The 20233-nt window shown below is 42.2% G+C and carries 24 protein-coding genes and 1 pseudogene; 4 read left to right on the forward strand and 21 right to left on the reverse strand.

The annotated features are described in order from the left end of the window. Window positions 1–51: 51 nt before the first annotated feature. The 5 genes from mbcS to AZ46_RS11320 all read right to left on the reverse strand — a co-directional run bounded on the left by mbcS (window position 52) and on the right by AZ46_RS11320 (window position 4619). A complete protein-coding gene (mbcS, locus tag AZ46_RS11305; RefSeq protein WP_029279084.1) occupies window positions 52–1629 on the reverse strand; it encodes an acyl-CoA synthetase MbcS in 1578 nt (525 codons plus the stop codon). 127 nt (window positions 1630–1756) lie between these two features. Beyond that, window positions 1757–1888, reverse strand: coding sequence for a hypothetical protein (locus AZ46_RS22455; RefSeq protein ID WP_267881643.1), 132 nt, complete (start codon window positions 1886–1888; stop codon window positions 1757–1759). Window positions 1889–1992: 104 nt separating this feature from the next. Then, on the reverse strand, window positions 1993–2193 hold the full coding sequence (locus AZ46_RS11310) for an alpha/beta-type small acid-soluble spore protein (protein ID WP_029279082.1): 201 nt from the start codon (window positions 2191–2193) through the stop codon (window positions 1993–1995). 82 nt (window positions 2194–2275) lie between these two features. Continuing rightward, window positions 2276–3475: a tRNA uracil 4-sulfurtransferase ThiI gene (gene thiI / locus AZ46_RS11315; RefSeq protein ID WP_029279081.1), complete on the reverse strand. Its 1200-nt coding sequence runs from the start codon at window positions 3473–3475 to the stop codon at window positions 2276–2278. A gap of 4 nt (window positions 3476–3479) precedes the next feature. Then, window positions 3480–4619 carry a cysteine desulfurase family protein gene (locus AZ46_RS11320; protein WP_029279078.1) on the reverse strand — a complete coding sequence of 380 codons (1140 nt, stop codon included), beginning with the start codon at window positions 4617–4619 and terminating at the stop codon, window positions 3480–3482. Window positions 4620–4861: 242 nt separating this feature from the next. Here AZ46_RS11320 and brnQ point away from each other — a divergent pair, with 242 nt between their 5' ends. Then, on the forward strand, window positions 4862–6211 hold the full coding sequence (gene brnQ / locus AZ46_RS11325) for a branched-chain amino acid transport system II carrier protein (RefSeq protein WP_029279077.1): 1350 nt from the start codon (window positions 4862–4864) through the stop codon (window positions 6209–6211). Window positions 6212–6257: 46 nt separating this feature from the next. Here the strand turns inward: brnQ and ezrA are convergent, their stop codons facing one another. Next, entirely contained in the window at window positions 6258–7955 is a 1698-nt protein-coding gene (gene ezrA / locus AZ46_RS11330) for a septation ring formation regulator EzrA (RefSeq protein ID WP_029279075.1), read from the reverse strand. Window positions 7956–8185: 230 nt separating this feature from the next. Between ezrA and hisJ the strand changes: the two genes are divergently transcribed. Next, window positions 8186–8989: a histidinol-phosphatase HisJ gene (gene hisJ, locus AZ46_RS11335; RefSeq protein WP_029279073.1), complete on the forward strand. Its 804-nt coding sequence runs from the start codon at window positions 8186–8188 to the stop codon at window positions 8987–8989. Between the two features lie 13 nt (window positions 8990–9002). On the opposite strand, the gene refZ is transcribed toward hisJ, so the two are convergent. Further along, window positions 9003–9647 (reverse strand): forespore capture DNA-binding protein RefZ, encoded by a 645-nt coding sequence (refZ, locus tag AZ46_RS11340; protein WP_029279072.1) that lies wholly within the window; start codon window positions 9645–9647, stop codon window positions 9003–9005. A gap of 129 nt (window positions 9648–9776) precedes the next feature. On the opposite strand from refZ, the gene AZ46_RS11345 reads away from it, so the two are divergent. Beyond that, window positions 9777–10256: a GAF domain-containing protein gene (locus tag AZ46_RS11345; protein ID WP_029279070.1), complete on the forward strand. Its 480-nt coding sequence runs from the start codon at window positions 9777–9779 to the stop codon at window positions 10254–10256. A 62-nt stretch (window positions 10257–10318) separates the two neighbouring features. Here AZ46_RS11345 and megL read toward each other — a convergent pair whose 3' ends face one another. Further along, on the reverse strand, window positions 10319–11503 hold the full coding sequence (gene megL / locus AZ46_RS11350) for a methionine gamma-lyase (RefSeq protein WP_029279068.1): 1185 nt from the start codon (window positions 11501–11503) through the stop codon (window positions 10319–10321). A gap of 91 nt (window positions 11504–11594) precedes the next feature. Continuing rightward, complete coding sequence (locus tag AZ46_RS11355; protein ID WP_235728215.1) at window positions 11595–13388, reverse strand: sensor domain-containing diguanylate cyclase; 1794 nt, start codon at window positions 13386–13388, stop codon at window positions 11595–11597. Between the two features lie 344 nt (window positions 13389–13732). On the opposite strand from AZ46_RS11355, the gene rpsD reads away from it, so the two are divergent. Further along, entirely contained in the window at window positions 13733–14335 is a 603-nt protein-coding gene (rpsD, locus tag AZ46_RS11360; RefSeq protein ID WP_029279064.1) for a 30S ribosomal protein S4, read from the forward strand. A gap of 336 nt (window positions 14336–14671) precedes the next feature. Here rpsD and AZ46_RS11365 read toward each other — a convergent pair whose 3' ends face one another. The 12 genes and pseudogenes from AZ46_RS11365 to AZ46_RS11415 all read right to left on the reverse strand — a co-directional run bounded on the left by AZ46_RS11365 (window position 14672) and on the right by AZ46_RS11415 (window position 20231). Next, a complete protein-coding gene (locus AZ46_RS11365; protein WP_029279062.1) occupies window positions 14672–15166 on the reverse strand; it encodes a DUF2716 domain-containing protein in 495 nt (164 codons plus the stop codon). Window positions 15167–15369: 203 nt separating this feature from the next. Next, window positions 15370–15855, reverse strand: a complete 486-nt coding sequence (locus tag AZ46_RS11370) for an HIT family protein (RefSeq protein WP_081870177.1) — start codon at window positions 15853–15855, stop codon at window positions 15370–15372. Window positions 15856–15994: 139 nt separating this feature from the next. After that, entirely contained in the window at window positions 15995–16477 is a 483-nt protein-coding gene (locus tag AZ46_RS11375) for an NUDIX hydrolase (protein ID WP_035319318.1), read from the reverse strand. Between the two features lie 157 nt (window positions 16478–16634). Then, window positions 16635–17003 carry a hypothetical protein gene (locus tag AZ46_RS11380; RefSeq protein ID WP_029279056.1) on the reverse strand — a complete coding sequence of 123 codons (369 nt, stop codon included), beginning with the start codon at window positions 17001–17003 and terminating at the stop codon, window positions 16635–16637. Between the two features lie 135 nt (window positions 17004–17138). Further along, on the reverse strand, window positions 17139–17474 hold the full coding sequence (locus tag AZ46_RS11385) for a hypothetical protein (RefSeq protein WP_152554739.1): 336 nt from the start codon (window positions 17472–17474) through the stop codon (window positions 17139–17141). Window positions 17475–17513: 39 nt separating this feature from the next. Beyond that, window positions 17514–17981: a hypothetical protein gene (locus AZ46_RS11390; protein WP_235728216.1), complete on the reverse strand. Its 468-nt coding sequence runs from the start codon at window positions 17979–17981 to the stop codon at window positions 17514–17516. Window positions 17982–18417: 436 nt separating this feature from the next. Further along, a pseudogene (locus AZ46_RS11395) lies at window positions 18418–18942 on the reverse strand (peptidoglycan recognition protein family protein); the annotation flags it as partial. A 42-nt stretch (window positions 18943–18984) separates the two neighbouring features. Further along, window positions 18985–19227, reverse strand: a complete 243-nt coding sequence (locus AZ46_RS11400; protein WP_051865430.1) for a phage holin — start codon at window positions 19225–19227, stop codon at window positions 18985–18987. A gap of 1 nt (window position 19228) precedes the next feature. Further along, the gene (locus tag AZ46_RS11405; RefSeq protein ID WP_235728217.1) at window positions 19229–19501 is read right to left on the reverse strand and encodes a hemolysin XhlA family protein; all 273 of its coding nucleotides are present in this window, start codon (window positions 19499–19501) and stop codon (window positions 19229–19231) included. Window positions 19502–19566: 65 nt separating this feature from the next. Next, entirely contained in the window at window positions 19567–19800 is a 234-nt protein-coding gene (locus tag AZ46_RS11410; protein WP_029279046.1) for a hypothetical protein, read from the reverse strand. Next, window positions 19793–19936, reverse strand: coding sequence for a CD1375 family protein (locus AZ46_RS22070; RefSeq protein ID WP_459560744.1), 144 nt, complete (start codon window positions 19934–19936; stop codon window positions 19793–19795). The genes AZ46_RS11410 and AZ46_RS22070 overlap by 8 nt, the downstream gene beginning before the upstream one ends. Before the next feature lies 1 nt (window position 19937). Then, entirely contained in the window at window positions 19938–20231 is a 294-nt protein-coding gene (locus tag AZ46_RS11415) for a hypothetical protein (RefSeq protein WP_029279044.1), read from the reverse strand. Window positions 20232–20233: the final 2 nt, after the last annotated feature.

The following is a 20233-nucleotide window of genomic DNA, read 5'->3' on the forward strand; positions in this document are numbered from 1 at the left end:
TCAGAGCATGGAAAAACCAGACAGAGAGCTCCTGTCTGGTTTTCATAAATTTTAAGCTTCTGCAAGCTCTCGCTGTCTGAGCTCAATCCGTCTGATTTTGCCTGACGTCGTTTTTGGCAGTTCCTCGACAAATTCAATCTTCCTCGGATATTTATAAGGTGCAGTCAGTTCTTTTACGTGATCCTGAAGAGCAGGAATCAGATCCGGTGAGGAAGCATCCACTTCCTCCTGAAGCACGACAAATGCTTTTACGATGCTTCCGCGAAGCTCATCCGGACTTGCGACAACCGCGCATTCCTTGACGAAAGGATGCTTGACGAGCGCATCTTCGACTTCAAACGGTCCGATTGTATAGCCGGAGCTGATGATGATATCGTCTCTTCTGCCTTCAAACCAGAAGTAGCCGTCTTCATCTTTTCTGGCGCGGTCACCTGTAATATAGTAGTCCCCTCTAAACTGCATGGCAGTCCGCTCGGCATCTTTGTAGTATTCTTTGAAAAGAGCGGGAGTATCGACATGCACGGCGATGTCGCCGACTTCTCCGGCCGCACAGATGTCTCCGTCCTCATTGATGATTTCCACTTTGTTGCCTGGCGTCGGCATGCCCATAGAGCCGGGTTTCAGCTGCATTCCCTTCATGACGCCGACAAGAAGTGTGTTTTCTGTCTGGCCATATCCGTCTCTGACTTCTATGCCGAAGTAGTTTCTGAACGTATCAATCACTTCCCGGTTGAGCGGTTCTCCTGCTGAAACGGCGCTGTGGAGCTCAGGAAGTGAATAATCCTTCAGATTGTCCACTTTGGCCATCAGGCGGTACTCTGTAGGTGTACAGCAAAGTACGTTTACTTTATAATCCTGAAGCAGCTGAAGGTACTTCTTAGGTTCAAAGCGTCCGTTGTACACAAGTCCCGTTGCCCCCGATCCAAGAACCGATAAGAACGGGCTCCAGATCCATTTTTGCCAGCCAGGCCCCGCCGTTGCCCAGACAACATCATTCTCTTCAATACTCAGCCAGTTGCTTGCAGCGGTTTTAAGATGGGCAAATGCCCAGCCGTGCGTATGAACGACGCCTTTTGGATTGCCCGTTGTTCCCGATGTGTAGGACAAGAAAGCGTGGCTGTCCCTCTTTGTTTCTGCCACCTTGAGATCGCCTGATTGCCCGGCAGCCTCTTCTTCAAGGCTGTACCAGCCTTCTGCTTTTCCGCCGGCTGCAAACTTGTGCAGGCCGTCATATTCCTTAATCCCGCTGCATTCTGCAGTAAAATCTATGTAGGAAATGATGGCTTTCACATCTCCGTGGGTCACTCGGTATTGAAGATCCTTGGTACGCAGCATTTCTGAGCTTGGTATGACAACAAAGCCTGCTTTAAGGGCTCCCAAGTAAACCGCATATGCTTCCGGAAACCTCGGAATAATGACAAGGATTTTATCTCCCTGTGTAAGACCCTTACTAAGTAAAGCGCTTCCAATTCTGTTCGCTCTATCAAGAAGCTGTCCATATGTAAGTTCCTGTTTTTCTCCCTGCTCATTTTCCCATTTAAGGGCTACCCGGTTTGCATCTTTTGCGTGTTTTTCAACTTCTTCTACCAAATTGTAGATTTCTGGCGCAATTAGTTCATCTCTCAGCATAAGTGACCCCTCCTTGTACTTTCTATTCGATTATACATAATAATTTAACATTTTTGAATATTATTACAAAATAACTTTGTCTTCTTAATAAAATGAAAAAAGACACGGATGGAATCCGTGTCCTGTCTTAGCTCTGTTCATTCGATTCTACTGCATTTTTTGGTTCGTTTCTTCGTTTTCTGCCTTGCTTTCTTGACTTTTGAAGCTTTTGATCCTGTTCCGGTCCCTCAGAAAACTCAGTGCGGTTGTTTTTTGTCATGATTAGCAGCCTCCTCTATATGAATTGCTCATTGAGCAAAAAAGGGCAAAGAAAAGAGCGGGGTATGATCCCCACCCTTCGTAGCCATATCTATTTAGTTCAGGTTATTTTGAAAATCCACCCATGTTTTGTTGAGCGTAAGATACTAGACGTTTAGTGATCTCACCGCCAACAGAACCGTTAGCACGAGCAGTTGTTTCAGGTCCTAAGTTCACTCCGAACTCAGAAGCGATTTCGTATTTCATTTGGTCGATCGCTTGTTGTGCGCCTGGTACTACTAGTTGGTTTGAGCTGTTGTTTGCCATGTGTTTTCACCTCCTTGTGAGTATAGATTGTGTAAAAACACATGGCTTCATACAAACTTAATTTGGTAATTGTTCACAGTTTTTAAAAGAGATCATCGAATTCCTCTTCAGAAGCAGCAGACAATTCCACTAACTCAGTTCGTTCAACAGCTTTTAAAATCATCGGCTCAAAATCAAGAAAGCTTTCAAAACGCTGCGCTTTCTCAAGCTTTGGCTGCGTTGCCGGTGATGGAGGCGTAAAAATGGTGCAGCAGTCCTCATACGGCAAAATGGATGTATCATGCGTGCCGATCTGCTTTGCAAGAGAGATGATATCTTTTTTGTCAGAGGCAATCAGCGGTCTGATGATAGGCGTGCTCGTCACGTCGTTAATGGCAAACATGCTTTCAAGCGTCTGGCTTGCGACCTGCCCGAGACTCTCTCCTGTCACAATCGCAAGCGCGTCATGCTTCTCACGTATCTTATCGGCTATTTGAAGCATCATCCTGCGCGTGGATGTCATGACATAGCTTTCAGGAACCTGCTTTTGAATCGCTTCCTGTATCTCGGTAAATGGAACGATATGCAGTCTGATCCTGCCCCCGAAAACAGTCAGTCTGCGGGCAAGTTCAATCACCTTTTGCTTTGCCCGCTCACTTGTGTACGGCGGGCTGAAAAAGTGGACAGCTTCAAGCTCTATTCCTCTTTTCATCGCAAAATAGCCGGCTACAGGACTGTCAATTCCTCCTGAAAGCATCAAAACGGCTTTACCGCTCGCACCTGCCGGCAATCCCCCGACGCCTTCGTAATCTCTTGAAGACAGATATGCCGCTTCTTCGCGAACCTCAACCCTTACATCAATATCCGGACTGTGCACATCTACAGTCAGTCCGTCAGTATTCTTCAAAATATGGCTGCCCACTTCATAATTTATTTCATTTGTCAGCAAAGGGAATGTTTTATCCGCTCTTTTTGCGGAGACTTTAAAGCTGTCTCCTGACTTATATTGACCTTCTATTAAAGCGAGAGCACCATTTTTGATTTCTTCCAGTTCTCTTTTCGTCTTCAATACAAGACTGAAGGAGTGAATGCCGAATACGAGCGGGAGCTTCTCGAGAATCTCCTCGTGATTCTCCCCGTTCAAGTTGATATAAAGCCGGTCGCGGTTGCCCCAGTACCCCAATGCAGGATAATCAGACAGCACCGATTTGAGGTTTTGCTTCAGACAGTTTACGAACCATCTTCTGTTTTTTCCTTTAGTGGTAATTTCCCCGTACCTTACCATAATGTGCTCATACTTCATAAAACTACCTCGCAAGTTTCACTAGTTTTTTTACAGATGCTTCTAAAACGGCTAAAAACCGCTCCAGGTCCTTATCTTCTGTGTCGTACGAAAGGCTGACCCTGATGGAGCTTGAAGCAACTGACCCGCTTTTTCCCATCGCAAGCAGCACTGTGCTGCTGCGCTTTCGTTTTGAAGAGCAGGCAGAGGTGGTAGAGACATAAATCTCTTCCTGTTCAAGCATCCGCAATAGAACTTCCGCCTCTGTACCCGGCACGGAAAAGTTGATGATATGGCCGGCCGACTGCCCTGCAGGCGTGTTGATCTGAACTGTATCCATATTTGCCAGCCCGTTTAATAAGAAGTGTTTTTGCCTGTTCATCTTTTCCCGGTTCGATTTGTACCGTTCAGTCGACATTCTTAGTGCTTTTGCCATCGAAGCCGCAAGAGCAGCACTTTCCGTTCCGGAGCGTGCCTGCATTTCCTGTTCGCCTCCAGAGAGCATCGGCAGCAGTTTAACCCCTTTTTTCATATAAAGGGCACCGCATCCTTTCAAACCATGGAATTTATGGCCTGAAATCGTGCACAAATCAATATGCTTAAGCGGCAATGGAACTTTTCCTGCTCCCTGGACAGCATCCACATGAAATGCGATTTTTGGATATGACGCAAGCATTTCCCCTATTTGTTCTATAGGCTGGATGGTCCCAACCTCATTGTTTATATGCATGATTGACACCAGGATCGTGTCAGGTCTAATGGCTTCTTCTACTTTTTCTATTGTGATCATCCCGTATTCATCCGGCTGCAGGTATGTAACGTCAAAGTCAAAGTGTTCCTTAAGCTGCTTGATGCTTTCAAGGACCGAGGGATGCTCGATCTTGCTTGTGATGATATGTTTTCCGTGATGTCTTCGCGCAAGAGCTGACCCTTTAACTGCCAGATTGTTCCCTTCCGTGCCGCCGGAAGTAAAAATGACTTCGCTTTCTTCGGCACCTAAAAGCGCGGCTGTCTGCCTTCTTGCCTGAGTGAGGACCTTTTCCGCTTCAGCTCCGAGGCTGTGCAGGGAGGAAGGATTGGCAAAAAACCGGGTTGCAACTTGTGAGAAAGCGTGCAATACTTCATCGTATGGTTTTGTTGTAGCGCTATTGTCCAGGTAAATCATTTCCTGCTCCTCCTGTGTACAAACGAGGATGATTTCCTCAATCTTTATAGTTTGCACGAAACAAACAATCATAATAACACAGTTTGATGAAATAAGAAATCTTTGAAAGAACATTTGACAGATTTAATTTTTAGAATATAATAAAAATTGATTTAGTCACATTTTTCGACAAATTTTTTGGCGGATGTGATAGGATGTAAACGGATACATTGTTAGTACGTATATCTCAGGGGGATTTTTTGATGTCGAATAAATCGTTAACCATAAAAGAAACATTTGTTATAGGACTGATGCTGTTTGCATTGTTTTTTGGCGCAGGGAACCTTATTTTCCCTCCGGCACTGGGGCAGCTCTCAGGAGATCACATGTGGACGGCGATTATCGGCTTCCTTATTACAGGCGTTGGACTTCCGCTTCTTGGAGTCATTGCCATCGGGCTGTCCGGAAGTGATATTCAGTCCCTTGCAGGCAGAGTCCATCCTCTGTTTGGATTCTTCTTTCCTTTTGTACTCTATCTTGCGATCGGCCCGATTTTTGCGATTCCGAGAACGGCAACGGTCACATTTGAAATTGGGGTGATTCCATATTTGCCGGAGTCATCAAGCGGCGATGGCTGGATCCTGTTCCTTTTCACGCTGGTCTTTTTCGCTGTGACGTACTGGCTGTCTTTGAACCCTACAAAGCTTGTTGATACAATCGGCAAGCTGCTTACGCCGGTCCTGCTTATAGTACTTGCCCTGATCACAGTGAAAATGCTGGTTACTCCGCTTGGAACGTTTGAGAGTCCAACGAAAGAGTACGAGAACGGCGCGTTTTTCAAAGGGTTTCTTGAAGGCTACTTGACGATGGACACACTTGCGGCACTGGTCTTTGGAATTGTCGTCATCAATGCGGTTAAAGATAAAGGAGTTACAGACAGATCTCAAATAGCAAAAATCTGCTTAAATTCAGGCCTGATTGCTGCCGGCGGACTCGTGCTTGTATATGTATCATTGGCCTATCTCGGCGCTACAAGCGTCTCGAAGATTGGTTATCTTGATAACGGCGGAGCTATTTTATCTGAATCTGTCCATTACTTATTCGGCACGTTTGGAAATGCAGTGCTTGGAACCGCCATCCTGTTTGCATGCCTGACAACAAGTATCGGACTCGTATCTTCCTGCGGCAATTATTTTTCGAAAATTTTCCCAAGTCTGTCTTATAAAACGATTACCTTCATCATTTGTCTGTTCAGTATGACAGTGGCAAACGCCGGATTAACAAAGCTGATTTCGTTTTCTGTACCTGTTCTTGTGGCGTTATATCCTCTTGCCATTGTGCTGATTGCTTTATCTTTCTTCCACTCCTATTTCAAAGGAGCAAACGAAGTTTATCTTGGAAGCCTGCTGTTTACATTTGTGATAAGCGTTGCTGACGGCCTGAAAGCGGGAGGGCTTCTTCCTGCAGGACTGGACGCCTGGATGAAAGGAAATGTTCCACTGTTTGAATATGGAATTGGCTTTATCGTCCCTGCTGCTGTCGGCGGCCTTCTGGGATACATCTATTCCTCATTCAGAACGGCATCTGCTTCACCAGACAGCCAGAGAAAATAGTTGAACAGACATCAAAAATCCCGCACCGTTGAAGGTGCGGGATTTTTTATTTGGACGTCTGCTCTTCCAGCATGCTTTGAAGCTTTGAGAGCGAGCCCGGCTCAACCTGTTCCAAGGCTGCAGCTGCTTTATCAAGCGATTTTGTATATTCATAATTGCGGAAGTGATCTTCCGCTTCTTTCAGCTGTTCAGCGAGCGTACCATTTCTTCTCCGGTACTTGTTGCCGTACTGAATGACTTTCTCTGTCAGGTAGACTTGTTCGATCATCTCGTCTGACTGTCTTGAAAAAATTTCAATATGGGCAGTCGCTTCTTCAAGAATTCGATTCACTTCAATCATGTTAAGCGGGATTTCTTCAAGCTTTCGGCCAGCGTCTCCGAGCGAACGCTTCGCCTCTTTCAAAAGTTCTGCAAGATTCGGCGGCAGTCCCGGTACGTTGCTTTTTTGAATCTTCCGGCTTGCTTCATAAAGCTGTTTTCTTCCTTCAGCAAGAGCTGCCCTTGCTTCTCTTTCTTCTTTCCTTAATGCAAGGAGCATTTCACTGAATTCCTGGTGCTCTGCACGCACTTCTTCAATTTGACTTTGGAGCTGCTCGAGCTCCTCCTTCAAAATGGAATGGGCCAGCTGTTCGGACTGAAGCTTGTTCTGGATAAGAGAAAACTGTTTGCACAGCGCTGAAATCTGTTTTTCAATTTTTCGGCGGCGGTCAAGGTCAACTTCTGAAATCTGGTAGCTTTCTTTGACAAGTTCCGCTTCTTCTTCTGTTTCCTGGCGCTTTTTAAGAAGATCTGCCAGCTGCTCATCTATTTTTACAGCAGCCGTCTGGACGAAATGATGGGCGAGTACTTCTTTTTCAAGCAAGTCGTAAAAAGTATCAATCGCTTCCTGCATCTCTTCTATATTTTCTTTTACTTCCAGTGTCTCGCCTTGAGCAAGAAGGGCCATATACGCCTCTAGCTGTTTGTTCATTTTTTCAAGCTCTGTCTCAAGCTGGATATGTTTCAGGTGGAATCCGTTCTCAAGCATTTCCTGATAGCCGTCTGACAGCTCTGAAAGCTGATTCGGAATGACAGTCTGACATTCTGCGAGCAGCTTTGGAATTTCATCAATTTTCTCAAGCAGAATATGGATCTCGTCCTTTTGCCCCAGAAGGATTTCACGGGCTGCAAGGTAATTCCCTTCTTCTGTTTCCGCTTCAAACTGCTTAAGCGCCTCAGTGATCTCTGCAAGCTTGATCTCAAGCGCTGCATGCGACTTTCCGAAGGTATGGCTGTGAGCCAGAAGCGTCTTCTTCGCTTTTTTGACTTGTGTTCTTACCTCTTCGATTTCTGTGCTGTTTTTCTCTTCACTCGTAATCAGTTCATTGATCTCAGAGATGATGATTTCAATTGATTCATCCACAAGCTTAAGCGTTTTCTCGATATGTTCAAGCACTTTTTTCGATTTAGTAAAGCGGTACTTGTCCGCGTAATCCTCTGCATCAAACAGGAGCTCCTCTACTTCCGGAAGCTGGGCTGTCAGGATTTCGTCCCACTCTTTTCTCCACCGCTCAAATAATTCTTCCGCCTGTCCTGTCATCTTTAGATCTTTGACCTTCGAAAGCTCATCTGCAATCGACCGGTTCATGATCTCGATTTTCAAGGCTTCCAGCCGGTCTACTTCTTTGTAGATATTTCTTCTGATTGCGTAGCCGACTCCAAATAAAACCAGCAAAATGACAATAAGTCCAATAACGACTTCCATAGTGAGCCCCCTCGTTGTGTTCCAGCAAATCGTCATAACAAGGTATAATATATTTATATGAATGTAAGTAACGATTGTCGAATTTTCATATGTAATCTGATCATTGTACGGTTAAATGTTTTTTCATTGTATTTATGATACCATGTAAACGACAATTTTTGACCGGTATTTTAAATTTTTTTGCACAATTTATCGCCATATTTCGCGGTACTTGAGAGGGGATTTTCTGCATGAGAAAAAAAGACGGACATGTACATACGCCATTTTGCCCGCACGGCTCTGATGACAGCCTTGAAATGTATGTTGAAAGGGCTTTGAGTGAAGGGTTTGAGGAACTGACTTTTACAGAGCATGCCCCTCTTCCGGAAGGGTTTGCAGATCCTGTTCCGGGGAGCGACAGTGCTATGAGCCATTCTGAATTGGAGGATTACATTACCCGGGTCACTTCTGTAAAAAAGACCTATTCCGGACATATAAAAATCAACCTCGGCTTTGAAGTGGATTACATCCGCGGGTATGAAAAGGGGACAGAAAGTTTTCTAAACGACTATGGCCCGTTCATGGATGACGGGATTTTGTCTGTTCATTTTCTGAAGCCCGGCAGCGAATATCAATGCCTTGATTTTGACAGTGATACCTTTTTAAAAATGGCCGAATCGGCCGGCGGCGTAAAGAAGCTGCATGAACTTTACTACGAGACCCTGATTGCTGCAGTTAAATCAGAGCTTGGTCCTTATAAGCCGGGCAGGCTGGGACATCTGACGCTTATAAAAAAATTCCATAAAGCATTTCCTGCTGAGTTTGACCTAAAAGACATGCAGCTGTCCCTTCTTTCTGCTGTTAAAAAGAACGAGATGGAGCTCGATTTTAATACAGCAGGACTCAGAAAAGAACTTTGCGGCGGGATCTATCTTGACGGATGGATGATCAAGGAGGCAAAAAAACAAAACATCCCTCTCATATACGGGTCTGATGCCCATAGTGCAAAGGATGTTGGAGCACACTATTTTCATTATGAGGAGGCCCTGGTCTGATTGGCCGGAATCCTTACACGATTGCTTCCTTCTTTGAAGGATCGCATAAAAGATGGTCAATCCAGATTTCAATTTCGTGAAAATACTGTTTCACAAAATAGGATTCATGGGTTTGAATATAGAGCACTTCGCTCATATATTGCGGCTGAAGGTACGGCATGTTCAGAAGGCTCTTCAGCTGCACAAGAATGTGGGCCATCGGTGCTTTCCGGAACTGTCCGGAGCGGATGCCCTCTTCAAGAATGGCTTTAAAAAAGTACTTTTCTTTTGTGAGATACGTTGTCATCACTTCTCTGATCAACATTGAATCGAGGGTTACTTCTCTCAGAACAAATCGTGCAAGTTGACGGTTTTCATGCTGATAGTTTAGAATATCCCCAATCAAGAGAAGCAGGCAGTTTTTTGGTGTTTCTCGGCTCAGGCGGAGATAGCCTGTTTCAATGACTGAAAGGTATCCTTCATAATACTTTGAAACCAAGTATTCCAGAAGGCCGCCCTTTCCATTAAAGTAATAGGAGATGTGAGCAACATTGACATTCGCTTTTTTGGCAATTTCCCTTACGGATGTGCCGTTAAAGCCCTGTGTGTTGAACAGTGCTACAGCTGCATCTATGATCTTTTCTTTCGTTTGATTGGAGGCGTTCGGCTGCACTGGCATAAATCTCACCCCTTTCATCATTACTTTGTACATTCAAGAAAATAGGAAGATATCCTCTATTCTTTTATCGACAAAGTTTGTCCGCGCGCTCTAATACGCGTGAAAAATACACAAAGGTGGGGAAATATCGTGTTTCATGTCGAAAAATACAGCGGGAAACAAGAAGAAAATTACGAAATGCTCATTAAGCAGCTGAAGGCTTTGCTCGATGGAGAAAAAGATGCGATCGCCAATCTGGCCAATGCGTCGGCTCTTTTAAACCAGTTTCTTACGGAAATCAATTGGGTCGGTTTTTACCTTTACAAAGACAGCGAGCTTGTTCTCGGCCCGTTTCAGGGACTGCCGGCATGTGTAAGAATACCTGTCGGAAGAGGCGTGTGCGGTACCGCTGCACAAAACCGCAAAACAGAGAGAGTGGCGGATGTCCACGCTTTTCCGGGACACATTGCCTGTGATGCCGCATCTCAGTCTGAAATCGTCGTCCCGATGGTGAAGGACGGGGAGTTAATCGGCGTCCTTGATATTGACAGTCCGATTAAAGACAGATTCAGCGAGCTTGACCAAAAGTATCTGGAGAAGTTCACGGAAACGCTTGTTGATTTTCTGTAAGTTTTCAACTTAAATGACGACAAAATGCCCGAGAGCTTCATAGCCTCTCGGGCATTTCAACTTTATAAAGCATCCAAAGCCTGGTTCAGATCATTCCAGATGTCTTCCACACTTTCAAGGCCGACAGACAGTCTCACAAGATTGTCGCTGATGCCCATCTCATGCCTTTCTGTTTCCGGTATAACCGAATGGGTCATAGTGGCAGGGTGCTGAATCAGACTCTCCGCATCACCCAGACTAACAGCAATTTTAATAAGATTCAGCGCGTTCATAAATCGCTGGGCCTCCAATTTGCTCTCTTCTTTTAACGTGAACGAAATCAATCCGCCGCCTTTTTTCATTTGCTTCCTGGCAATGCGCGTTTCCTCAGCGTCACCGATAAATGGATACACAACCTGCCCGACTGCAGGATGAATCAGCAGTCTACCGGCAATTTCAGCAGCGCTCTCACAGTGCCGGTCCATTCTGACTGGGAGAGTTTTCAGCCCTCTAAGCAAAAGCCATGCATCAAACGGAGACATGATGGCCCCGATGTCTTTCCTTTCTGTCATGGCAAGCTTTTCAATATATTCTCTATCCCCTGCAGCAAAACCGCCGATAACATCTCCATGCCCGCTGATGTATTTCGTGGCGCTGTGAAGAACGATATCACAGCCGTGAGAAAGCGGCTGCTGAAGGTACGGCGAGCAGAACGTATTGTCCACCACGACGCGAAGCCCATGAGCTTTAGCAGCTTCTGAAACGGTTTGAAGACTGATGATCTGCATCGTCGGATTAATTGGCGTTTCAATATAAATAAAGGCAGTTTCCGGTCTGATCTCTTTTTCAATCTCTTCTTTAGAAGAAAGCTCGGAAAACGAATAAGTCACACCAAATTTTTCTTTTAGCATGTTCAAAAGGCCAAACGTACAGCCGTAGATCCCTTTTGAGCAAAGAATGTGAGAACCTGTTCTCACCATTGACATCATGACGGCAGAGACCGCCCCCATGCCTGATCCAAAAGCAAGTGCTGCTTCTGCCCCTTCAAGCGATGCAATCTTTTGTTCAGCCAGCTGAACCGTCGGATTGCCGAGTCTTGAATAGATGTGTCCTTCTTCCTCTCCCAAAAACCTCCGCTCCCCGCTTTCCGCCTTGTCAAAGACAAAAGTGGCCGTTTGATAAAGTGGCGGAGCCAGACTGTTATATGGATCTTTCATCTTTTCATGACTGTGAATCACCTTTGTTTCAAATTGATATTCCTTCCCCATGTCTTTTCCCCCTTAAGCTGCTGCCTTCCATATCATATGACAAATCAACTAAATTTGAAAGCGCTTTCTTAGTTTCGTAAAAAAAGAAGAGTCAGGAGGTCTCGTGCATGACCTCTGATTCTTCATAAAAGACTGCGCAGTTTTTTCCGTTTTCTTTTGCTTTGTAAAGCGCCTGATCTGCTCTTCTTATCATTCTTTTCAGAGATTCAGGCTCCTCTGCCGTCCAGTGGGCAACGCCGCACGAAATCGTAACAGATGGAAAAGTCTCATTCTGTACAGAATCAACTATGCGGTTCGCAAGTTCGATACCATAACGCGGGTCAGCCTGCGGCAAGTAAACGGCAAGCTCCTCACCGCCCCATCTGGCTCCAACGTCACTTTCTGTGATGCTGTTCATAATGATGCCTGCCACCTGAATCAAAATGTCATCCCCTGTCTGATGCCCGTGCGTATCATTAACGGTTTTAAAATCATCAATATCCATCAAGATAAATACTCCCTGGCTGTCCGTTTTAAGAGAGTGCTGCACCGAATCATCCAGATAATTGCGGGAATACAGTTTTGTAAGATGGTCTGTAATGACCAGCAGTTCAAGTTCTTCTCTCAGCATGGAATTCATTAAAGCAAGCGTTGAATGGTGAATAAGGGACTGCATCAATTTAAACATTTCAAACGTGAAAGCATACGGATTCCTATGCAGAATAACAGCGAAACCCTTCAATTCATCCCTTTGAACCATCGGAATGGCAATCAAGGAAGAAAAAGCGGCATCTTTCACCTTTAAGTCACCGATGAATACTCCTTCAAGCTCCTGCCTTACTCTGCGCTCTGCAATTTCCAGATAAAAAGAAGCTTCTGCCGTATGAAAAAACGACGTACTGCCTGGAAGCATCCTCGTCCCTTCGCTGCTTGTATAGAAAAAGCCCGTCTCATCAGCAGAAAAAGAACGGATCATCCGGTCAGACATAAAGGTCATCGTATCAATGAGCCTTAAATTTTTGTTGAGTTTATGCGATGTCTCATTGATGAGCTGCAAATCGGAAACAAGTTTTTTCGACTGTTCGTAAAGCTTGGCATTTTCAAGAGCATGACCGGCAGCTTCAGCAAGTGAAGCGGTCATCACCGTTTCATCCTCGTCAATTTCAGACCGGTTCTGCTGAGTAACCTCGACTACACCGTAAATGCCCTGGTTCCCTTTAAGCGGCGCATACAAAATAACCTGGTTTGAAGACTCAGAGGCATCCCATTTAATCTCTCCCGTTAAATAGGCTTCCATCGCGCTCTCGCTGCCTGTCCCTTCGTAATCAAACTCTTTCACGGGCAGCTGATGGCTGCTGTCACTGTCGTGTGATAAAAATAAATAAAACAGATAGTCAGGAAACATTTTCTGAAGAGATAAAATCAATTGATTTAACACTTCATCCTTATTCATAGTCGCATGAAGCCTTTTAGTAAGCGCATAGAGCTCCTGATAGTTTTTTTCCATATCCGTTTTCTTCTGAAGGCGCTGAAAGTGTGCAAGAAAAAGACTGCACTCTTTAGTTAGAAGTCTATAAAAATCTTCATCAAAGACATGTTCCTTCTCCGTTACGGAAAGCAGAAATCCCTCAGAAAGCATGAGGTCGACCCTTGACTCTGTCCGCTCGATCAACGAGCGCTTCTGTCTGAAGGGCACCGTGTGGTAGGAATGCGAACTTGCAGCAATCAACAGGTACTGATCCTCTTTGCGCTTAAAAAAAGAAACATACTCTGCACTTAAATATGATTGGAGGCAGCTGACAGCATATTCCGCTGCATGTCTGCTGTACGGACGTGCCTGACTGCTGATATAATCAAAAAAAGAACTTTTAATGGATAGTAGTATGTATTCAGAATGACTTGTCACAAAAATCCCCCGTATGTCCGAATCAGCTTTCGTTCCTTCATTGTAACATATATTTTTTTCCAATTTATTAACCGAATGTGTTTTTTCCTCTATTTGTATTATCGTCTTTCCTGATAGATTGTTGACTTTCCAATATCAAAATTATATAATGGTCGTTGTGTAAAATAAATATTCGCAGCCTATTGATACCACTGCTGTGATTTCATTTTGTTCCTCTGTGACGAGGTGTATCGTGTAACTCTCTGCTGCTGGAGCGAGGATATATGAAAACAAAATGTGCACTCAGTCAGGGTCAGTCTGTTTTTATTTTATGCCAAATAAAAACATGTAAGGAGGAGACATCTATGTCTCGTTATACAGGTCCAAGTTGGAAACTTTCCCGCCGTCTGGGAATTTCATTAAGCGGAACAGGTAAAGAATTAGAAAAGCGTCCATTCGCACCAGGTCAGCACGGCCCGACTCAGCGTAAAAAACTTTCTGAGTACGGCTTACAGCTTCAAGAAAAACAAAAGCTTCGCCACATGTTCGGTGTGAACGAGCGTCAATTCCGCAACACATTTGACAAAGCTGCTAAAATGACTGGTAAACACGGTGAAAACTTCATGATTCTTCTTGAATCACGTCTTGACAACGTTGTTTATCGTTTAGGCCTAGCTCGCACTCGCCGCCAGGCACGCCAAGTTGTTAACCATGGCCACATCATGGTTGATGGAAGCCGCGTAGACATTCCATCATTCCAAGTGAAGCCAGGTCAAACAATCACACTTCGCGAAAAATCTCGCAACCTTGACATCGTTAAAGAATCAATCGAAGTAAACAACTTCGTTCCTGATTTCCTAACTTTCGATGCTGACAAATTAGAAGGTACTTTCACTCGTCTTCCAGAGCGTTCTGAAATGCCTGCTGAAATTAACGAAGCTCTTATCGTTGAGTTCTACTCTCGTTAAGTAAAGTGGTTCTTAAATAGCCTTTATAAAACCCTAGAAACGTTGATAAAACGGCTTTTCTAGGGTTTTTTTATTTGTTTTGGTTCTTAGAATAACACATTATAACGTATTGATTTGGGGGAGATTGGGGGAGGTTTTGGGGTAATAAAACAAGTGGACAGATCACCTCTCACCTCTTACACCAAATTAATAAAAATTGATTATCAGATTTTCGCCCTCAATTCTGGTTAATGCTCAGCAAAATGGACCTTTAATACACAAAGAAAATGGCAACCTAATATAGGTTGCCATTTTCCGTTAAAGCCCCCGATTGCTGAATAAAAGTATACACACCGGCTACCCTTTTCTTAATACTTTCCAAAACAAAGATGGACTAACATTTTTAAATGCTTGTAGCAGGTCTGGGCCAAAGATAGTTATAGATTTTTCCCAGGGATGACCTAGAATTCCCCAATCTAAATTTTCTTGCAGAAAGAAGTAGTAATCCCCATCAGGAAATACAGGCACTAACCACTCATTACATTCAGTCTTCGGAAAATCTAAATGTGGATTTACCCAATAACTAGCGTGGTTCCAATCAAATCCATAAATGAATTCATCTTTTTTTGTTACTTCTTTGAGATTATGAAGTGTTTTATTTTTAAGATCACTATTCAAAGATTCAAATTGGCTCATATCTACAAGACAATGCGATATATCATAGCTGATGAATGGGCTCGGAACCACAAAAGAAGGAAACTCAACCGTACTGGGTTTGAATTTAAGTTTTTTGTATATCTTTTTATATAATTCTTTGTCTTCCTTACTTGATAACTCGATCCAGTTACTCATATTAGTTCTCCTTGCTCTGTATTTCCTCTAAGTTCCAACTTAAAAATAGAAAGCAATTTTCTGCAATCGCCCCCGATTGCTGAAGAGCGTTAATAGTAAATCATCACCTAAAATCAAAATGGGGACTTCGATTAAAGCTCTTTTTAGCTTAATAAGTTTTTTTAATCTTTTAAGATAACTACGTCATTAGTTAAATGATTAACTTATTTATTTAATTCTTTTGTCAAAATGTCAATCGCACCCATTACTTCTTGAATATTTTGTTTGCTATTCATTTCATTTCGAGCGTGAAGTAGAACAGGTCTAACAGACTCAACAGAGCGACCGAGTTCATACATCCATTCATATCTTGGAACCATCCAAGTATGAAAATGATGAGTTGTATCTTCATTGTAAAAATAATAAACGTATTCAATTCCTAATACATCTCTTTGAGCCTTCCTTATTTTTGACAAAACCTTAATATAATCTATCTTTTCTTCTTCTGTTAATTCATCAAAACATTTGATATGGCGTTTAGAAGCTAATATTATTAGTCCCCTTATTGGATAAGCAACATCTTGATGAGCGTGAAAATACTCCGTTTCAAGTACCACACCGCCATCAGGTTCAATCATTCCACTTGTTAATGCACAACTTAAACACTCTACTTCTACTGTATTTCCGTTTGATAAAGTTATCTTTCTCACTGACTTGCCCCCCATATGTCTATGTTCCAAATGGAAACTCATATTCCACAATCCTGCCCAATTCTTAGCTAAAGGGGTGGATTACTATATGCAGCAATCGCCCCGATTGTTTAATAAGAGTTGTCTCTATTAATTTCTGTTAGTTAAAAACCTCACTGCACTCGTATCTTGTCAGTCTCTTTTTATGTAACACACATTTATGATCCAAACACAATGGATTATTTAGTATGTGGGGTAAGAAGTGTGGAATCATCTCACCCACCCCAAAATTATGATCATCCAATAACCAGGATATCTTTTTCCAATCTAAGATGCCTTCAGCTACTCTCCTAGGTGTTTGAAAGACAAAAGTATTAGGGATTTCAACAAGAAATACATACATTCCTCCAATATATTTATCATCTACTTCCCAAGAAACAGTACCTTTGTAGTTGATAGAAGTTGAAGAAATATCAATACTTGTTTCTTCCTTGACTTCTCTTATAACACATTCCAAAGGAGTTTCATTCTCTTCCATCTTTCCACCTACACCATTCCAAAGGCCCTGGGTGGGTGCAAAGTCTCTATTTAGCATTAGGATCTTATCATCGTTTCTAATAAAACATATCGTTTGTTTGTACACCATAGATACCTCCTTCGCATAAAGCTTGTTCCATTTATCTAGAAGAATCACTTAATACCAATTATTTCAAATTAAGTCGAGATTAACAATATATATTCCCATAAAAAGAAGACTTATCTTTTCCAGATAAGCCCCCGATTGCTTAATAAAATTCTATTTAAAAATGTTCTTTGAAGATCAGTTTGAAATATGGCTTAAAGTCAATTTCTATCATTTGTTGGGAATCCTCATTTAGAACTGTTAACAAGACACTTGAGTGTTCTTTTTGGTCTGCTGTAATTTCAAACTTAGATACACGTTTGAGTTCCAATAACGATAAGAATCTTCTTGATTCTCGGTAAGTCACCTGAATTTTTACTTCTCCATACGATGGAGAAATAGTAACAATAAAGTCTTCTTCACCGTTCGAAAACTGGTATTTCGCTGTATTGTAATAAAATTGCATATCATTTGAGTTATTATCAAATAACGTAGGTTCACATTCAAATAAAGAAAGTAACTCGCTTTCATCTGGAAATATAGCCATTTTCTTAAGCACCTTTCAAATTTCTTATTCATCAACCCTACCCAAGTCTTCAATATAAAAATGATCACACTTTGCTGCAATCGCACCCGAAAGATCAATAGAAGTAACAAGAAGATGTTCGTTTATTGTGGAAAGTTAACTTGATAAAAGAGTTTTCACCTTTTCATTATTAAAGTTTTCTTCTAGCAACTTGTAAATTTCGTCCTCAATTTCTTCTCTACGTTCAGCTTCATTTTCATCTTCAGTTAAAATATATTCATCATCAATTCGTGCTCTGGCTTGTGCGACTTTTATAATTTTTTCAGAGAATTCTTTCACCTGCATTTTCTGTTTTTCATCGTTACTATCAATTCTTTCAAGAACAGCTGTATTCACATCATCCAGTAAAGTTATGCCTTTAAAAAGAAGATACATTGCGACAAAAAGTTTTCGCTCTTCTAATTCGTTAAATTTAATTGCCAGATTACTCACCTCATAGTTTTTTTGTGAAAAATGGGGTTTATATAAGGACTATTTAAAAGTAATACCTTTATCTTTATACTGCACTATGTAGTTGCCGTCAGAGCTCCGTTTATAATACCCTAGATTAAATTCTTCCTTGTTAATTAAGCCTTTTAAATAAACAGGAATAGGAGGGTCTAATATTAAGTCTGCGATTTCCAGTGGAAAGTTATCTTCATTGGGATTTGGAGTGTGAATATAGACTGCATCTAAAGAAGCGTCGTTTTGATTAAACTCAATCCAAGATTGGTATGGTTTTTCAAAAGTGTCCATTTCTTTTACTAAATCCTTATATAAAGCTAAATGTGCATTTGCGTGCTGTTTTCTGTACTTTGGTCTATTTCCTATTCCAATAAAATCAAGGTGAGTATGCCACAAGTCAAACCACCCATCGTTACTAAAATCTAAGTTGTATTGATCTCCGGACGATCTAATGTCTAATTCGCGAAAATAACGTTTTTTTCCTCGAAACTTCACAATTCTCACTCCAATTTTAACTGAACCCTTATTCCACAATCCTGCCCTTTAATGGAATAACCATTATTTGTAATGATACCATGTAATTCCCTTACAATCATTGAAAAATCATCAAATTATTTTGCTCGCCCATTTAATATTACAGAAGAACGAAGCCTCTCTAATATGTAGAAAGGCCTCCAAATTATTTTACAATCTCGTAGTGCCATCCTAAGTTTTTTAACCATTTTTCATATTCAGATCTCATTGAAGGACTAAGACCACCTGATAACATTCTTGGATTACCTGGCTGCTCAAACTGGAGACGTCCCCACCAGTTTTTTTCAATGAAGTATTCAGATACAATTTTGCACGATTCTGCACTTAACCCTCCCGTAAGGATTTGCACTGATTTGTTTTCTGTTTTTGCGGCATCCGGCTTTATATGCCAATTATCATAATAGTTCTTAACGTCTTTAATAAACTGTGCCCAAGTAACCCCATTAGGTTTCAGCCAGCTTTCAGGATCTGACCGGCGACGAGGATCAAGCTTGCTGTGGGGAACAATCTTTTTCAGTGGATCCAAACCGTATGTGCGGCAAAGGTATGCATGATACCAAACATAACGGTCATAGGCTTCTTTGAAGTTTCCAGTACGGCATAACTCAACACCGGCAGCTGTATCATTGGCATCTTCACCAAATAACTCATTGTCTTCAGGGTTTCCGAAAAGGTTATGCCAGGCTTTTTCATTCAGAGGGATGATTTCTAAAATCTTTTGGCTGTCAATGAACGTGTGGGCAGAGGCGTTTGGCTGCTGATTGTTGAAGTAATTAAAATGATCATCTGCATCAGCTGAATTATTGGCCGTTTCGTGAGACACAATAAATTCAGGTTTACCTTTGACAAGTTTCTGGCCAGAACGGGCCTTGCCTTTGTTAATATATTTGCGTTCAATAGTATACTTTTTTGAAATGGACATGTGTATTCCCTCCAAATAAAACAGCCGCCATTATGGCAGCTGTTATTTTTTTAATAAGTTTTGAGCTTGAAGTGCTTTCTTCTGAATTTGACCTTGCTTGCTAATAAACGTGTTTTTCCAGATGGCGTAGAGATTGATAACCAATGCGGCAAAGGCGGCAGCTGCGAATACAAACGCATTAATGCTTTCTTCTGTGAACCAGTCAAATGTGATGCCAATTGTGCCAAAAAAGAAAAGAAGGGCCGTTAGAAACCCTCCAAGTAAAGTGAATGTATCTTTCATCATGTTAAATTCCTCCTCTTATTGCTGTAAATACAATGGCGATTACGCCAGTTATGGATGCTACAATAATGGCATTTGTGATGGATCGTCTAAGCCATTTTGTATCTTCTTTAATTTCTTTCAAGGTGTCTTTGATGTCTTTAATGTCACGTTCATGGAAGGCTGTCACCTTTTTCAATTCGTCGATTTCCTCTTTGTGTTTGCCTTGTTGAGATTTTAAATCATCAATTTCTTTCTGGATGGCTTGTTGCCAAAGATCCACGGTAATCCCCTCCAATTTGGGCGCCCCCCCTAAAAGCCAAAACTCCAAGCGCTTGGAGTTTTGGCAATAAAAAAAGCCTGTTAGGCTTCGTTTTCTTTGTTTATTTGTTTTCTTAGCAAGGCGACTTCAGAAACTAGTTCATTCTCTCGTTTTGCTGATTCTTCTGCCTGCTTGATCAGAAAATCATTTTCTTCTTGCAGCTGGGTGTTTTTTTCTTCTTGTTCTTTACCGAGCGCGAAAAATAGCGCTCGTTCGTCAGTCAACCGAACAATTTGATTTTTTAAGTCTTCAATTATAAATCCCCGTTTATCCATTGAAAGGTTCTCCAGTCAGGTGGCCAAGCCCCTCATCGACTAAAATTTCTTTTACCTGGGGTTTCAATAGGTCTGGCACTTCTGAGTACGACCATTTCCCCTTCATGATATAGGTGGCAAACAACATCGCTAACACATCACTCAACTCCCATTCCTCCGAAAATCATGTTTGTTAATTCTAATATGGCCATAGAGTTCATTTCTTCAGGTCCCGGATCTCTCTGAGAAGCGAGGTTCTCGTTTCTTTTTCTCTCGACTTCATCAGATACCAATCCTTCAATCCAATCACCCCTTTCAAAGTCCCATTTTGGCTCAAAAAAACCCCGGTCTCCCCAGGGTTTCACGTGATTTTCTGGAACTGGTTCATAGTCTTGCAAAAGCACAGAATCAATGATTTTTCCGTCTGAATCAACAATAATGTATTCCAGCATGT

This window comes from Metabacillus indicus LMG 22858, assembly GCF_000708755.2.
Taxonomy (GTDB): Bacteria; Bacillota; Bacilli; order Bacillales; family Bacillaceae; genus Bacillus_P; species Bacillus_P indicus.

What these genes read in the sequence shown, in the direction of transcription:
- hisJ (WP_029279073.1), top strand. Translation starts at nt 8,186, where the DNA reads ATGAGAAAAAAAGACGGACATGTACATACGCCATTTTGCCCGCACGGC.
- ezrA (WP_029279075.1), bottom strand. Translation starts at nt 7,955, where the DNA reads ATGGAAGTCGTTATTGGACTTATTGTCATTTTGCTGGTTTTATTTGGA.
- AZ46_RS11320 (WP_029279078.1), bottom strand. Translation starts at nt 4,619, where the DNA reads ATGATTTACCTGGACAATAGCGCTACAACAAAACCATACGATGAAGTA.
- AZ46_RS22455 (WP_267881643.1), bottom strand. Translation starts at nt 1,888, where the DNA reads ATGACAAAAAACAACCGCACTGAGTTTTCTGAGGGACCGGAACAGGAT.
- AZ46_RS11400 (WP_051865430.1), bottom strand. Translation starts at nt 19,227, where the DNA reads ATGATGAAAGATACATTCACTTTACTTGGAGGGTTTCTAACGGCCCTT.
- AZ46_RS11310 (WP_029279082.1), bottom strand. Translation starts at nt 2,193, where the DNA reads ATGGCAAACAACAGCTCAAACCAACTAGTAGTACCAGGCGCACAACAA.
- AZ46_RS11380 (WP_029279056.1), bottom strand. Translation starts at nt 17,003, where the DNA reads ATGGCTATATTTCCAGATGAAAGCGAGTTACTTTCTTTATTTGAATGT.
- rpsD (WP_029279064.1), top strand. Translation starts at nt 13,733, where the DNA reads ATGTCTCGTTATACAGGTCCAAGTTGGAAACTTTCCCGCCGTCTGGGA.
- AZ46_RS11410 (WP_029279046.1), bottom strand. Translation starts at nt 19,800, where the DNA reads ATGGATAAACGGGGATTTATAATTGAAGACTTAAAAAATCAAATTGTT.
- mbcS (WP_029279084.1), bottom strand. Translation starts at nt 1,629, where the DNA reads ATGCTGAGAGATGAACTAATTGCGCCAGAAATCTACAATTTGGTAGAA.
- thiI (WP_029279081.1), bottom strand. Translation starts at nt 3,475, where the DNA reads ATGAAGTATGAGCACATTATGGTAAGGTACGGGGAAATTACCACTAAA.
- AZ46_RS11415 (WP_029279044.1), bottom strand. Translation starts at nt 20,231, where the DNA reads ATGCTGGAATACATTATTGTTGATTCAGACGGAAAAATCATTGATTCT.
- megL (WP_029279068.1), bottom strand. Translation starts at nt 11,503, where the DNA reads ATGGGGAAGGAATATCAATTTGAAACAAAGGTGATTCACAGTCATGAA.
- refZ (WP_029279072.1), bottom strand. Translation starts at nt 9,647, where the DNA reads ATGCCAGTGCAGCCGAACGCCTCCAATCAAACGAAAGAAAAGATCATA.
- AZ46_RS11365 (WP_029279062.1), bottom strand. Translation starts at nt 15,166, where the DNA reads ATGAGTAACTGGATCGAGTTATCAAGTAAGGAAGACAAAGAATTATAT.
- brnQ (WP_029279077.1), top strand. Translation starts at nt 4,862, where the DNA reads ATGTCGAATAAATCGTTAACCATAAAAGAAACATTTGTTATAGGACTG.